Origin of the sequence: Microcystis wesenbergii NRERC-220, from assembly GCF_032027425.1 — a bacterium.
GTDB lineage: Bacteria > Cyanobacteriota > Cyanobacteriia > Cyanobacteriales > Microcystaceae > Microcystis > Microcystis wesenbergii_A.
Window position 1 is genome coordinate 2888815 of record NZ_JAVSJA010000001.1, and the last position, 14861, is coordinate 2903675.

At 39.2% G+C, this 14861-nt stretch carries 14 protein-coding genes; 13 read left to right on the top strand and 1 reads right to left on the bottom strand.

The window, feature by feature from the left end; all coding sequences use genetic code 11:
- Positions 1–663: 663 nt before the first annotated feature.
- Positions 664–1521, bottom strand: coding sequence for an IS5 family transposase (locus RAM70_RS14350; protein ID WP_312675928.1), 858 nt, complete (start codon positions 1519–1521; stop codon positions 664–666).
- Positions 1522–1644: 123 nt separating this feature from the next.
- Here RAM70_RS14350 and RAM70_RS14355 point away from each other — a divergent pair, with 123 nt between their 5' ends.
- The 13 genes from RAM70_RS14355 to RAM70_RS14415 all read left to right on the top strand — a co-directional run bounded on the left by RAM70_RS14355 (position 1645) and on the right by RAM70_RS14415 (position 14827).
- Entirely contained in the window at positions 1645–1989 is a 345-nt protein-coding gene (locus RAM70_RS14355; RefSeq protein WP_312675930.1) for a transposase, read from the top strand.
- 582 nt (positions 1990–2571) lie between these two features.
- The gene (locus RAM70_RS14360) at positions 2572–3354 is read left to right on the top strand and encodes a class I SAM-dependent methyltransferase (protein WP_052426677.1); all 783 of its coding nucleotides are present in this window, start codon (positions 2572–2574) and stop codon (positions 3352–3354) included.
- A gap of 32 nt (positions 3355–3386) precedes the next feature.
- Complete coding sequence (locus RAM70_RS14365; protein ID WP_045356775.1) at positions 3387–4400, top strand: TauD/TfdA family dioxygenase; 1014 nt, start codon at positions 3387–3389, stop codon at positions 4398–4400.
- Between the two features lie 382 nt (positions 4401–4782).
- Complete coding sequence (ybiA, locus tag RAM70_RS14370; RefSeq protein ID WP_045356778.1) at positions 4783–5235, top strand: riboflavin biosynthesis intermediates N-glycosidase; 453 nt, start codon at positions 4783–4785, stop codon at positions 5233–5235.
- Between the two features lie 2 nt (positions 5236–5237).
- Positions 5238–5891, top strand: coding sequence for a glutathione S-transferase family protein (locus RAM70_RS14375; protein WP_045356779.1), 654 nt, complete (start codon positions 5238–5240; stop codon positions 5889–5891).
- 41 nt (positions 5892–5932) lie between these two features.
- Positions 5933–7852: an asparagine synthase (glutamine-hydrolyzing) gene (asnB, locus tag RAM70_RS14380; RefSeq protein ID WP_190381074.1), complete on the top strand. Its 1920-nt coding sequence runs from the start codon at positions 5933–5935 to the stop codon at positions 7850–7852.
- Positions 7853–7863: 11 nt separating this feature from the next.
- On the top strand, positions 7864–8199 hold the full coding sequence (locus tag RAM70_RS14385) for an SH3-like domain-containing protein (protein WP_045356781.1): 336 nt from the start codon (positions 7864–7866) through the stop codon (positions 8197–8199).
- Between the two features lie 134 nt (positions 8200–8333).
- The gene (locus tag RAM70_RS14390; protein ID WP_190381073.1) at positions 8334–8618 is read left to right on the top strand and encodes an SH3-like domain-containing protein; all 285 of its coding nucleotides are present in this window, start codon (positions 8334–8336) and stop codon (positions 8616–8618) included.
- A 4-nt stretch (positions 8619–8622) separates the two neighbouring features.
- Positions 8623–9255, top strand: coding sequence for a nitrile hydratase subunit alpha (gene nthA, locus RAM70_RS14395; protein WP_045356784.1), 633 nt, complete (start codon positions 8623–8625; stop codon positions 9253–9255).
- An 11-nt stretch (positions 9256–9266) separates the two neighbouring features.
- Positions 9267–10406 (top strand): sulfotransferase family protein, encoded by a 1140-nt coding sequence (locus RAM70_RS14400; protein WP_288002410.1) that lies wholly within the window; start codon positions 9267–9269, stop codon positions 10404–10406.
- A gap of 230 nt (positions 10407–10636) precedes the next feature.
- A complete protein-coding gene (locus RAM70_RS14405) occupies positions 10637–11569 on the top strand; it encodes a phytanoyl-CoA dioxygenase family protein (protein WP_190381060.1) in 933 nt (310 codons plus the stop codon).
- A 198-nt stretch (positions 11570–11767) separates the two neighbouring features.
- Complete coding sequence (locus RAM70_RS14410; protein WP_190381059.1) at positions 11768–13414, top strand: alkaline phosphatase family protein; 1647 nt, start codon at positions 11768–11770, stop codon at positions 13412–13414.
- A 72-nt stretch (positions 13415–13486) separates the two neighbouring features.
- Positions 13487–14827, top strand: a complete 1341-nt coding sequence (locus tag RAM70_RS14415; RefSeq protein ID WP_190381058.1) for an aminotransferase class I/II-fold pyridoxal phosphate-dependent enzyme — start codon at positions 13487–13489, stop codon at positions 14825–14827.
- The last annotated feature ends 34 nt before the right edge of the window (positions 14828–14861 follow it).

Here is a 14861-nt window from a genome sequence, read left to right on the forward strand (position 1 = left end):
GCTTGGTTTTTAAGTGAATCAAGTCGAGTTAATAAAACACGCATATCAATATCACCTAGTTCGGATAGTTCTAAAGATTCTATTTTTAAATCTTCAACTTGAGGGAAAATATTTAAAAACTTTCTCTTTATTATCTCGAACGTATCGGGATATTTGTGATAAGTAGAGTTCTTGCATAATTAGGGTTTGCTGGAAAAGTTTGTTGGTGGGGTTAGGAGTCAGTAGCCGGTCGTCAGGCTTCGGCCGAAGCCTGGCTCCCTGACAGGGGGACAAGCAAGCTGAAAAGCTTATGTAGCATGGAATACAGACACAGACTCCCAAAAAAGATCAGTCATATTTACCATATATGACCTAAATAACGAAAATGATAAGTGAACTATACCAGAAAGTGTGAGAAAATGAACTGGGACGAGCCAGATATCTACTAGAACTCTTGCAAATTAATTATATGTTATAATGATGGTTTAACTAATTTTTTTGGGAAAATTAGTTAACCAGTACATTCGTCCTGAATGAAAACTTGAAGTTTAACTTTTAACTCAAAACTCTTTAGATATGCTTTAATTTGGTTATCAAAACCTCTTTATTTAAGCGGCACAAACTATCTCAATTTTTATAATTGAGAATAAATTCTCCTTGACTTGATTAATCTTTAGGCAACTTTTAAGAAGCTGCTATACCTATCCCTAACTCACAGTTATAAATAGCCGCCAACAAGTTAACTCTTAAACTATATCTTCGACGACGATTCCGATATTTACAGGATAAGATTTTAAAGATTTTGAGTTTCCTATTTATAGGTTCAATGATAATCCTTTCTTTGGCTAAAGCCTTGTTATACTCTTTTTCTAACTCTGTTAATTTTCTATTTTTCGATTTCTTTTTCGGTGTATAACTATTACTATGGTATGCAGCTATTCCCTGATAACCACTGTCTTCTATGCTGGTAGTTAAAGGATGAAAACGAACTCGACTTTTTTTAAATAAACTAAAATCATGACCGCTGCCTTTCCCACAAAAGACACAGATAATTTCCTCTGTATTTTGATCAGCTACTAATTGGGATTTTAAAGTATGATAACCTCTTTTACCCCCCAAAAAATCTTTCTGTTTCTTTTGGGGGCGTTCAATGGGAGTTTCCGTTACATCCATTACCGTTACGACCGGTATCTCTGCTTGATTGAGTAAAGCTTTTTTTCCTTTTAAACGGAAGTTTCCCGATTGTAAAAGCATTTTTTCCGTCTTATTTACAATCCGACCTATAGTTGATTCTGATAGTTCCCAGCTTGTACCAATGTGAAAATATGTTCTATATTCTCGCCAATATTCTAACGTTACTAAAACTTGTTCTTCTATAGATAGTTTAGGTTTCGGTCCCCTTTTAGATGGTGAATTAGAGTCGGCTTCAACACTTTTTACTGATTCTACCATCTTTCTATAGGTTTGTTTATACACACCGAAACGGCGTTTGAACTGTTCAGCTGATAAGTTTTGATAATCCATATTTTTGCTAATAAATATAGCAAAAGTATAGATGATTTCCTGACCTAAGATCACATTTTATTCTTTTTTCAACTTCAATCTAAAAATCGAGAAAAAAGCAAAACCTTATATTATACCATAAAAAAATTATGCAAGAGGTCTATTAAGCTTCTCGAATGGCAAGCCCAACTTGCTGCCCAACATTTTGAAAAGACGGGGGAGATTACCGTCATCGTTCAAGATAATCATCCCATTCATACAAGTAAGCAAGTCAGAGAATATTGGGATAAGTGGCAGCAGCAGGGATTATTTTTCTTTCAACTGCCCAAATATTCCTCTGAAATGAATCTTATTGCAACTGAATGGCATCAATTGAAAACTCACGAACTGGCAGGTCAAATTTTTCCCGATGAGGACGATTTAGCGATCGCTGTTAAACAAGGGATCGAAGCTCGCGCTCAAAAAGGAGGATACGAAACTCACTGTTTTAAGTTTAATTCTGCCTAGCTACTTAAGTCGTCCACACAACAAAAGACGGAGATGATAAAATCTTCAATAGAAATCATAGGTTTCACTAGGGCTAGAGGGTTGATACTTCTAGGATGACTGAGTGAGACCTTTCTTTGCCACTTTTTTTCTTTGTTGCACACGGGATTATATAGACAATTCTCAAAAACCGATGCTACTATGAACATATCTTGACCACTATTCCTTAAGCGATAACCAAGCTCAACGGGTCGTGTTGCCAGAAAAAGTATGGGCTTCGGCCGTGAGATCAGGCTTCGACGGTGAGATCAGCGTTCGACCGAGCGTTCGACAAAAGCTCACGCGGCTCGACTGAGCTCGCCGAACGTCCGAAGTCTCACGCCGAAGTCCGAACCGCCGAACGGTCTTAGGAACTAGGACGGATGCCGGTGGAGGGAAGGTAAGACTGGCTATCTTTCGGGGTAGAAAGCGCATCCCATTGAAGCAGGAAGCTCTCAACGACCTTGAGAGTAGTTCACAATGAGGTTCTACTTCTTAGTTCAAGCAAAATAACGATCACCTTGTACTCGAACAAAACCGTTACCAAGAAGATGTATGACCTAAATGCCATGTCCTGAGTATAAATCTACCCATATTCGTAAAATTGGTTACCTAGTTCCTAACTTGTATGTGGCCACTCGACCTAATTATCCAGAGGCTCTATTTCAAGAGATAATAAACCGCGTTCCTCTTCCTCGCGATCGAGCTTTAGATTTGGGAGCGGGAACGGGTTTATCAACTTTACCTTTGTGTCCTTGGTTTAACCAAGTTCTAGCTGTCGAACCGAATGAAGGAATGGCTGCTAAGTTGCGGAATTTGTCCCCCAAAATAGAAGTTCGACAATGCAGCATTGAAGAATTCAGTGAAAGACCTGAAAGTATTGACCTGATTACGCTGGGAAATGTACTCTATTGGGTTGATCGCTCTGTGGTGGAAAAAAAAGTCCTAAACTGGCTTCGCCAAGAAGGCATCTTTGCTGCTTATCGTTATGGAGTCCCTCGTCCTCCTGAAACGATACGAGGCATTTTAGAAACTGAGTTAACCGAACGTTGGCATTCATTTCGACATCCTCGACTTTTAGATGAGGATTATTCTCGTCGGTTTATTGCTGAGCAATCTGAACTTAAAGCAATTCAGGTTTTGACGGTTCCTCATGTGATTTTCTGGGATACTCAACAACTGATCGGTTATTTTTGTAGCACATCCTATTGCTCAGCTTACGTAAAAACGCTGGCCAATCCCGAACAATACGTTACCGACTTAGAAAGCAAGATTAGTGATACTATAGGTTATAGTTCTTTTCCAGTAGATTTCAGTCTGGAACTGATAATTGCTCAGAAGAAGTAAAACTTTTTTCTTTGATTTAGCAAGGTTTATTTATGTATATTGACCCTGTTTATTTGACGAAAGAACAGCTTGTTGTTTCCCTCACTGATAGTTCTGAAGTTGATCGAGTTGATATTGTTGAAGAGATCGCCACAAAATTAACAACTTATCAAGTTGCAGTCCTTCGCTCGTCTTCAGAAAATAAATTTAATTTAGCCTCTCTCAAAAATGTATTAGGAGAAGAATTTCCCTATGATTCTCCTTCCTCGGAAAAAGTCTATCTGCAAGCAGAAACAGATAAAAATCACTTTTTGTTAACCTACGATCCCAGGGCTATTTCCTATCAGGTTGCACTCAATTCTCGTGGTTCGCTCTCTCTCCATACAGATGGAACAACTTCTTCCTCTATTACGCCAGTATTTATCGTATTTTGTCATCTTTCTCACCCTCAATCTGGAGGATTAACCCGTGTGGCTGGGGGAGCTAGACTTGTACATTTTTTGGCTCGGTATTATCCCGAAGAGTTTTTAGCATTATGTCAACCCAATTGCGTCATTTCCCAAATCGCAGATGGTAGCCGCAGCAAAGAACATACGGTTTTTGAAATTCAAGATAATCAAATCTTCATTTATTATCGAAACGACCAGACCAGACAAATGCTTCCTCAAGCAGGAAAAAATTACCATCGAGTTCAAAAAGGTTTAGAAATTATCGCTCATTATCTGCAACAAGAAAGTAATTATATCCGACTTAATGCCTACGCCAATGAAGTTATTATTATTCCCAATCAATCAACTCTGCACGGACGAGATGAGTATGTCGATGGGGAGGGTCAAGTCAGACAGGTTCAAGGGGTGATGTATTCAGGAAAACAGGCGAACAAGCGACTTCCTCAAGGGATTAAACCCGTACCCGGAACTCATCTTGATCGTCTAGTTGAACGCCTATCGACCTTGAGGAGGGAAGAACATTCAGCCTTAAAACTCGAACCCAAAGATTTTGCTGAAATTCTCGACTGGGAATCTTGGGCAAATTTAGTTTGTCGCATCCCTTATACTTATCAGTGATAAGCTGTAAGTAACTCATTGCAATTAAATATAAAACACAGGCTAGAATCCTGTTCCACTTAAATGCTTATGAGCTTATAATCAGGGACAACTGAAGTCGCTACTAAGCTGTTAAGCATCTAAATTGGTCTATGGGGATAAGGGAACAGGGAACAGGGAACGGTGAACAGTACGGGTTATCTGCTTTTTTAGCTAACTTAACAATACCCAGTTTAAATGCGTCTTAGCTTACTAACTAGGAAATTTGTCAACTGGATTTTCTCAGGTAGATTTAGCATAAGATATTAGATATTTGATGCTAATATTCTACTTGGACTGGGTTGACAATTCCCTTTAAGTTGCTATAATCAATCTTGGCATTTTTCATTTTCTTCTACTTGTAATGACCATTTATTTTTTCAAAGAAACCGATCCAATCTATGGGTGCTTTTCCAATTTCTCGGATTACGGATTTGAACTAGATGGTGTCTGGTGGCCGACATCAGAACATTATTTTCAAGCTCAAAAGTTCGCCGGAACTGACCATGTTGAAGCCATCAGACAAGCTGTCACTCCAACTGAGGCCACCAAAATGGGACGCGATCGCAATCGTCCGTTGCGTTCCGATTGGGAAGACGTGAAAGATTCGATCATGCAGCGTGGAGTTCTGCATAAATTTCAAACTAATAAAGAAATTCGCCAAGTTCTTTTAAGTACAGGAGACGAACAGATTATAGAAGAAGCACCCCATGAGGAATATTGGGGTTCGGGTAAGGATGGAAACGGAAAAAACCGGATGGGACAAATTTTAATGGCTGTACGACAGGAATTACGTCAATCTCAAGAAATATTGTAATAATGACACAGCTTACTCTGGTAATTGGTAATAAAAACTACTGCTCTTGGCCCCTACGACCTTGGTTAGCAATGAAGCAGTTTGGCATTGAATTTAACGAAATTCGGATTCCGATTTATACTCCTGAATCCGAACAACAAATTCGACAATATTCACCAACTGGGAAAAGGCCAGTTCTCGTAGAAGATCAACTTAAGATTTGGGATTCTCTAGCAATTTTTGAATATTTAGCGGAACGGTTTCCTAACTTTCACTGGTGGCCTTTAGAACGAACAGAACGAGCAGTAGCACGCTCTATTTGTGCAGAGATGCACTCAGGCTTTTCTCATCTGCGCCAAAAAATGCCATTCAATTGTCGAGCAAAATTGCCCGGTAAAGGAATGACACCTGAAGTCGCCAAAGATATTGATCGCATCACGACAATTTGGCAAGATTGTCGGCAAAGATTCGGTGGTAGCGGTCAAATGTTATTTGGTGAATTCACAATCATTGATGCAATGTTCGCTTCGGAAGTCTTGCGTTTTCACACTTACGAGGTCAAAGTTAATTCTGAGTCTAAAGACTATATGGAAGCGATTTTAGCACTTCCATCTGTCCAAGAATGGCTTCAAGATGCCAATTCCGAAGTAGAGGTCGTACCTCAATTTGAGCTTTAGCTAAATTTTGGAGATTTATTAACTAAAAAAGGAGAAATTGAATGAGTGGTATTGTGATTTTTCGCTCTCAAGACGAGCCGATATCTCAGACGAATTTCAAGCGCTCCCTAGATGCTTTAAGCCATCAAGGTTTGCATCGCCAAAATATTTGGATATCGGAAAATGAAAAAGTGGGTTTGGGTCATACCAAACTGAGTATCATCGATGATCTGAGTGGGGATCAACCCCTCTCAGATGGGGAGCGAACCCGCTACATTGTCGCCAACGGTGAGTTTTATGACTTGGGTTCGGTTAAACAACAATTGAAACAACAAGGCTATTCATTTCAAACTGATAGCAGCAGTGAAATTGTCCTCCACCTCTACGATAGACTGGGAACTCAATGCTTGGATAAACTTCGAGGTGAATTTGCTTTTGCGATTTGGGATGAACGTAACCAGTTATTATTTGCTGCTCGCGATCGCTTTGGCGTTAAACCCTTATACTATACTGTTTATAATCGAACAGTGTATTTAGCCTCAGAAGTTAAAGCCTTATTTGCTGCTGGTGTTCCTGCTCACTGGGATCAGGAATCTTTTTTCTTGACTGACAGTGGTGTTTTACCGCCAAATAATACGCTATTTGCTAATATCTATCAAGTTCCAGGTGGATGTTTTTTAATTGCTTCTGATTCAGGTATCCAAATTCATCGATATTGGGATTTTAATTATCCTTTAATCGGCGATTCTTCCACTCAACTAACTCAAGAAGATTATATTGAAAAACTCCGCCATACCTTAGATGAAGCGATCAAAATTCGCTTAAGAAGTGACATTTCCATCGGTTGCTATCTCAGCGGAGGAATCGACTCCTCGACAGTTCTGGGGATGGCATCAACTCATACTAGCAAACCGATTCAAGCCTTCACTATTAGTTTTGATCATGCAACTTATAACGAAGAAGCAATTGCTCGCGAAACCGCCCAGCAGATCGGGGCTGATTTTCACGTCGTTTCTCTCAGTAATGTAGAGCTAGCAGAACATTTTGCTGATGCGGTTTGCCAAGGAGAAATGCTCACTTATAATGCTCATACTCCCGCTAAATATCTATTGAGTCGAGCAACGCAAAATGCAGGATGTAACCTAGTTTTGATCGGAGAAGGTTCCGACGAAACTTTTGGAGGATATGCTCACTTTTGCCAAGATATGTTACGACAAATTACGGCGGGACAAGATGAAAAGACAACCAGAAAGCTACTAGAAGAGTTGAAGCAAAATAGTAAACAAATCTCTCCTGCTTTATTTGTAGAAGGAGGCGCAGAAGCCTTAGAAAGTGTTCGTCAAAGTCTGGGATTTATTCCTGCTTGGATGGAACGGCGGGTTCGGCTCAAAATTGATGGGATTTATTCAGATGAATTTATGGCTCAATTTTCTCAGCGAGATGCCTATCGTATCTTTTTAAATCACATTGATGTTATCGGACAACTAAAAGGACGAGAATCGGTCAATCAATCGATGTATTTATGGTGTAAAACTCACTTACCTGTCTATGTGTTGCGGGTGATGGGAGAGAGTGTAATTCGATACCACGGGATTGAAGGACGCTTACCATTTTTAGACCGCAAAGTGGTCGAATTAGCAACTCAGATTCCTGGAGAACTAAAAATTCACAAATTTACTGGGAAATATATCTTGCGAGAAGCAGCACGACCGTTTCTCACTGATACAGTTTATGCTGGCAAAAAACATTCTTTACTCGCACCGCCTTCTACGTTTGATCCTCAAGGAGCCTTTTTTCAATTGGTTCAAGATACACTGCGAGGATCGGTAATGGCAGCCGTTCCCTTTTATAATCAAACAAAGGCGATTCAACTACTTGATCGAATTCCCGAGATGGATGATATTGAAAAAACAGCGCTCGAAGTTCCTTTGATGAAAATGTTGAGTGCTTGTTTTCTGCAAGAACGGTTTGGCTTGGCCTAAAAATCTAAATAATGGAAGAGTTTACCATGAGAGGTCATCATGATATCGGAGGTTTACCCTCTGGAACTATTGAAAGTTCGGAACACGATATTGCTTTGTGGGAAAAGCAGGTTGATGCTATCGAAGCACTTCTTAGCAAAATGAATCCCCCTTTAGTCCGCGATGATGAATTGCGACGAGGGATTGAAAACTTAGATGCTGATGATTACGAAAAACTGGACTACTATGAACGTTGGATTGTTGTTATTCGTCACATTTTGCTTGAGAAAAATCTATTTACTGTTGATGACTTAGAACAGAAAATCAGGGAAATCTCATCTCGATTTGATCCCAAATCTTACCTTTAAAACGCCTGAAAACACTATAGTGACATCAATCCCCCCCCCGTTCCCTGTTCCCTGTTCCCTCCTCTTAAAGTGTTAGTTTTGCATGACAGATTCGGTAGAACCTTTTAGCTTGAGCAAGATGATACTATTGCTATATGAGCCAATACTTTAATCTGGGAGAGCAAGTGATTGTCCGTGCGTTGTATCCTCTTGGTCATACTCGCACACCTTTTTATATTCGTGGTAAAATTGGTGTAATTGTGCGCGTTTTGGGAAAATTTCCCAATCCAGAAGCCCTCGCTTACGGAAAAGATGATCCGGAATTACACTGGCTTTATTGCGTACAATTTCAGCAAAGTCATGTGTGGGATAATTATACAGGCTCTCCTCAAGATACAATTACTGTTGATATTTATGAACACTGGCTAGAACCAGTCTGAAATAATGCAAAATCCATTCTCCCACGACCATCACGAACACGAAATTATCGTTGATAATGAGCAGCCATTAACGGACTATCAACTTCTCACACTGGCGATTCAAGAACTACTAATTGAAAAAGGAATTGTCACTGCTACTCAGATTAGAGAAACAATTGAAGCAATGGATGCTCGTAGTCCAGCTTTGGGGGCGAAAATGGTAGTACGAGCCTGGTTAGATTCAAACTACAAAGCGCGTTTGCTAAAGGATTGTAAAGCCGCAGCTTGGGAATTAGGGATTGATATTGGTAGCAGTCGCGTGGTGGTTGTCGAGAACACTCCACAAGTTCATAATGTAATTGTTTGTACTCTATGTTCTTGCTACCCACGCATGATTTTAGGATTGCCTCCAGATTGGTACAAAAATAAAGCCTATCGCTCACGAGTAGTCCGAGAACCCCGTGCTGTACTAGCAGAATTTGGCACAATCATACCAGATAATGTAGAAATCCGTGTTCATGATAGCACGGCTGAAATGCGGTATTTAGTTTTGCCGCAGCGACCAGAAGGAACAGAGAAACTAGATTTAGAAGCACTAGAAACTCTAGTGATGCGAGATGCTATGATTGGAGTTGCACTGCTCAAGCAAGCTAATTAAACCTGACACTTATGGAACCCAAAAACCAAAATTCTAAGACTTATAAACCTTTGCCCATTACTGGCATATCATTAATCCACTGGATCAAATTGATTTTGAGAAATGGGGGCATCGATCTAAAATATTTACCCAAAGCCTTGTATGTTTCGGCTCAAAGTATTAAAAATACCCCTTTAATTCTAAAAGAACGAGTTGAGTTTGACAAAGAAGTTGAGAACGTTCAACTTGAAAACTCTCCTGTTTTTATTATTGGTCATTGTCGCAGTGGTACAAGCTATTTACATCATTTAATCGGTCAAGATCCCAATTGGGGATATATTACCAAAGCTCAAGTCTTAGTGGGTGGCTCAGAATTTTTTCTGGGAAGTCCTCAAAAAGTTGAAAATTGGGCAAGTCGGGTTTACCCAACTCCGAGAAAAACCGATTCTTTAGTCTTGCACGCTGATGACCCAGCCGAGGAAGAAATTGCGCTGGTTAATAGTAGTCTATCCTCATTTTATGAAGGGTTTTATTTTCCTAAAAAGATTAAGTTTATTTTTCAAAAATGCGTTTTGTTTCAAGGTGATGAATCAGAGAAAACAGCTTGGAAAAATGACTATAAGCGAATGTTGTCAAGGATTCATCTAAGTGTAGGTGGTAAAAGACTTCTCATCAAAAATCCTCTCAACGGCGGTCGCATAAAGTTACTGTTAGATTTATTCCCAGATGCAAAATTTATTCATATTTTAAGAAATCCCTATGACGTTTATGCTTCGACGGTGAAACTGTATCAAATCATTGTTCCCGAATGGACATTTCAAACAATTAATGAAGCGGAAATGAAGGAAAATATTTTGTTCTTTTATCAAGAACTAATGAATCGATATTTCCTTGACAAAAATCTAATTCCTCCAGAAAACTTAGTAGAAATTAAGTATGAAAATTTCATTGGCAATGAAATAGAAACTTTAAGCCAGATCTATCAACAGTTTAACCTACCCGGATTTGCAGAAGCAAAACCCAGATTTGCTCATTTCATTGAAGAAGAAACCAAAAGACACAAGGAATATAAAGAGCGAGACAATAGAAGTAAAAAAAAGCTGGATCAAGAAACAATGGTTAAGCTAGAAAAAGCCTGGAAGCCCATTATTGACAAATGGAACCAAATGTAGTAGATTAGTGAAGTTATATAGCGGTAAGCGCTTGAGTGAGATACAGACCAAGCTTTGCCTAGCATGGTTTATAGCTTGTGACACTGTACCTAATACGACTGCACACCGCTATAAGCTAGTGAGGTACACATATTTTTCTTCCCTTTTGACTTTTGCCTCTTGCCTTTTGCCTAAAACCCATAACTTTTGTACCTCAGCAGACTGAAAAACGCTATAAAAATATAACAAACATGGAAATTTGTGAAAAAAATCCTCGAATTTGGGAACTAAACTCAGAGCAACGTCAACTTCTTCCATCTGATTTAGATATCGAATTCTATCGACAACATGGTTGGTATATCTCGAAACCGCTATTTTCAGAATCAGAAATTGATCGAGCTAAGGAAGGAATTGAACGCTTTTATCAAGGTCATCGCGATAGTCAATTACCCGTCGCGTTGCCAGATTTTGAGGATTGGACACCGAATCAGGGAGACGGGCTAAGAATTAATGAATTTCTGGTTCAGCGAAACCGACAAATTCATCAATTATCCCAGAATTATCTAATTGGAGCCATTGCTGCTTTACTAACAGGTAGCCCCCAAATTCGCTTATTCAGCAGTAGCCTGTATTATAAACCACCGAAGACTCAATCGGTGGAAACTACCATCGGTTGGCATCATGATCGTGGGTATTGGAAAACTTGCAGGTCAGATAATATGATTAGTGCGTGGATTCCTCTACACGATTGTGATGAAAGTATGGGAACTTTGACGATGATTGATGGTAGTCATTTGTGGACTGAACCTAATGGAATCTCACAAGGGTTTTCCCATTTTGCTAAATCTGATCGAAACGAACAAGAGAATATTTTGCTGGTTCATGCTCAAGGAAGACCAATTGATAAAGTCCCCATGAATCTCAAAAAGGGACAAGTCAGTTTTCATCATTGTTTGACTTTTCATGGCAGTCCTTCTAATACTAGCAGTCAGCCGAGAATTGCGATTGCTTTCCATCTACAAGATAAAGACAATCAATATCGTCTTCACCGCCAAGAAAACGGTAATATTCACGTTCACAATAATGATCGTCTCTGTCGTAAATTAGCAGACGGAACACCTGATTACACTGATCCAGTTTTTTGTCCTATTTTATGGGAAGGTAATCCCCGAATATTTAAATAGGGTTTGCTGAAAAATTCAATTGGCTGGTGATGGGGTGGGAGAAGGATTTTAACAAGTGGCTTAAGCCACTTGTCCCTGTACCTCATACAACTGCATACCGCTATATTTTGAGATTTCCTATCCCCCCCCTACTTGCTAGTCATTGTGATAAATGATACAATTGCCATTGAAATTTCTTCAATAGAAAGATTAAAATTAATGAATCATCCCATTTTAGCCATCGAAATTGGTGCTGGCGATCTCAATTTAATCAATAACTGGGTTTCTCAAGGAAACCTGAAAAATTTAGCCAAGTTGTTAGAAGGAGGAGCGTCAGGAACACTAGAAAATATCGACTACTATACAACCGAAACAAAATGGACAATCTTTTTAACTGGTTGTATGCCGAAAACTACTGGATATTGGGGTCCTTTAAAGTTTCATGACGGTACATACGAAATGCAACGTCAGCAGCAGTCATATAACTTTACTCAATATCCACCATTCTACAGTTTAGCCAAAGAATCTCAAATCGCTGTTTTTGATATACCACAAACGATTGTATCGGATCAAGTTCAAGGCGTACAGGTTTTGGGGTGGGGGTGTCATGCTCCTTATGTAGTCAATCAATCCCAACCACCTCAATTATTAGAAGACTTAGTGAGCAAATTCGGTGAGCATCCGACTTTCCGGCGGGATTTTATCAATAACTGGTGGGACCCAAAAATAGTTACCAAGTTTTGTAACGATCTTAAAACGGGAATTTCTCGTCGAACCGATATTTGTAAATTTTTACTAAAACAACAAAATTGGGACTTATTTTTAACTGGATTTAGTGAACCTCATCCTGCTGGTCATCACTATTATCATCTCAGTCAACCCGATCATCCTTTATACCCGTATAAAGATCAAAATGGAGCGGTTGACGATTTGATGCTCGAACTCTACGAAGCGACCGATTCTGCGATTGGAGAACTAATCGAAGCTGCACCTAAAGATGCTCATATTCTGATTTATTCCCTACAAGGAATGACAAATAACTCCACTGATTTACCCAGTATGGTGTTTTTACCAGAGTTATTGTATCGGTTTAGTTTTCCTGGGAAAGTCGCCCTCGCAGCGGGGGAAAAAGATCAGCTTTCTCCACCTATATTCCCTCATTTGGATCGCAAAACTTGGGCGAGTGAAGTTTGGAAATTGAAGTGGGATCGTAATCCAATTCAAAGGTTTTTAAGAGGGCGAGTATCTGACGAATTTCAAGAGGCAATCGATCAATGGTTGAGCGCAAAAAATTCACCCGACTTAGATTCTCCTTTTCAATTATACAAAGAAAAGTCTTTGTACGCTTGGCAACCTACCATGTGGTATAAACCTTTTTGGTCAAAAATGAAAGCATTTGCGCTCCCGACATTTGCGGTAGAAGGATTTATTCGGATTAATTTAAAAGATCGAGAACCTAACGGTATTGTTGAACCTGAAAATTATGATAAACTGTGTGAAGAATTAACTCAGCATCTCTATGATCTTAAAGATGCTCGAACGGGAAAATCAGTGATTAAAAAAGTTGTTCGGACTCGAGAAAATATTCTCAATCAAGACCCAGATTTGCCTAATGCTGATCTCGTAGTGGTAATGGCAGATTGTCCCAGTGATGTAGTTGACAGTCCCCAATTTGGGCGCATTGGTCCAGTTCCCTATCATCGGACTGGTGGTCATCCACCGGAAGGATTTTTGATTGCGAAAGGGTTAGGAATTGCGCCAAATTCTCAACTTCCAAAGGGTCATGTCCTAGATTTACCACCAACAATTTTAAAGCTGATGGGAGTACCATCTCCTGAATATTTTGAAGGTAAGTCACTCTTGTGATTAGACTTTGGGAAAAAAATTGCCTCGCAGTTTTATTGTGTCAAACTATTGCAATTAATAACTTTAAAAAGCATGAAAATCTCGAAAAATTTACCCAATCTTGGTGGTAGTATCTCCCCCAATTTGCTTGAAGGAGAAAAGATAGGTCAAATCGAAAGAGTGCATTTAGTCGCCAATCGAATTATGCGATTAAATGCCATTGAAAAAGGAATTGAATTGATTGACATGGGAACTGACTACTATTACCCATTTTATCATGAATACGAACCAACCAAACAAGCTTTACAAGCGTTAGGAAGCTACGCTGATGAAGTATTACACTATCCATCTTCTTACGGTTTAATTTCCCTGCGTAGTTCTTTTCAAGACTTTATGTCAACTCAGTTCAATGTCGAGCTAGATTTGCATCAAGAAATTATGATTACCACTGGAGCATCTCAAGTTTTTGATGCTCTATCTCGGTCTTTTGCTGGAACTTATGTGCTGATTCCAGAGTTTACGTTATCCACAGTAGCAATTATTGCTGGTGGTAATGGGGCAAAATTAATCCGTTTACCAGTCGGAGAATGTGGATTTTTCGATTTGATTGAAGCAGAAAAGATCGTCAATAATTTGCCTGAAAAATCTATCCGTTTTCTGTATTTAAATTCTCCCTGTAATCCCAACGGAAAAGTAGCTAAATGGGAGTATCTAAATGAGTTAGTACAATTTGCCTTAAGACAGGAAATTCTAATTTTACACGACATGGATTCGTGGTACACTACTCACAATAATGAAACGGATTTGGTTAATATTTTAGAAATTCCCCAAGCAAAACGATGTAGCCTCACAGTATTATCCCTGAGTAAAGAGTTTGGATTACCCGGACTACGAATTGGTTTGGTGGCCGGAAATGATTATGCAATCAATGTAATTCGGATGCACAATTCAACTTTTTCTGTGATGATTCCAGAGGTTTGTCAGTATGCAGCAAAAGCAGCCTTAGACAGTTTTAATGCGGAACACCAAAAACCAGAAATCAATGAATATGTCGGCTATTTAATTAAAAAATCTATCGCCGGATGGCAAAGCATGGGATGGCCGCCAGAAGCGATTCACTCTCCAGATGGAGGATTTAAATATTTACTCTCAGTCCCACCGCATCTACAATCTCAAGGGGAATTTACCGCAGTTGAATTATTTGATTATTACGTCCTCAGTCGCGCTTATGTTAAATTATCAACTATTCGCTCTTTTAATCCAGAAAGACAACAATATATCCGGCTAATAGTCATGCAAAATGAAGCACTATTAGAAGAAGCTTTCAGAAGAATGAAAGAGATTGGTGTAGATTACCATTCGATGCAATTACCAGATTCTCTTGGTCAAGAATATGCTACTCTAATTAAAGAAAATATCGGCGGAGATTTTTAGATTTTAGATTTTGGCTCTCTTGTTCACAATCAAA

Bases quoted from the DNA above. Each gene is read 5' to 3' on its own strand.
- RAM70_RS14360 (WP_052426677.1), top strand. From the start codon at position 2,572: ATGCCATGTCCTGAGTATAAATCTACCCATATTCGTAAAATTGGTTAC.
- nthA (WP_045356784.1), top strand. From the start codon at position 8,623: ATGCAAAATCCATTCTCCCACGACCATCACGAACACGAAATTATCGTT.
- ybiA (WP_045356778.1), top strand. From the start codon at position 4,783: ATGACCATTTATTTTTTCAAAGAAACCGATCCAATCTATGGGTGCTTT.
- RAM70_RS14390 (WP_190381073.1), top strand. From the start codon at position 8,334: ATGAGCCAATACTTTAATCTGGGAGAGCAAGTGATTGTCCGTGCGTTG.
- RAM70_RS14410 (WP_190381059.1), top strand. From the start codon at position 11,768: ATGAATCATCCCATTTTAGCCATCGAAATTGGTGCTGGCGATCTCAAT.
- asnB (WP_190381074.1), top strand. From the start codon at position 5,933: ATGAGTGGTATTGTGATTTTTCGCTCTCAAGACGAGCCGATATCTCAG.
- RAM70_RS14385 (WP_045356781.1), top strand. From the start codon at position 7,864: ATGGAAGAGTTTACCATGAGAGGTCATCATGATATCGGAGGTTTACCC.
- RAM70_RS14365 (WP_045356775.1), top strand. From the start codon at position 3,387: ATGTATATTGACCCTGTTTATTTGACGAAAGAACAGCTTGTTGTTTCC.
- RAM70_RS14375 (WP_045356779.1), top strand. From the start codon at position 5,238: ATGACACAGCTTACTCTGGTAATTGGTAATAAAAACTACTGCTCTTGG.
- RAM70_RS14400 (WP_288002410.1), top strand. From the start codon at position 9,267: ATGGAACCCAAAAACCAAAATTCTAAGACTTATAAACCTTTGCCCATT.
- RAM70_RS14415 (WP_190381058.1), top strand. From the start codon at position 13,487: ATGAAAATCTCGAAAAATTTACCCAATCTTGGTGGTAGTATCTCCCCC.
- RAM70_RS14405 (WP_190381060.1), top strand. From the start codon at position 10,637: ATGGAAATTTGTGAAAAAAATCCTCGAATTTGGGAACTAAACTCAGAG.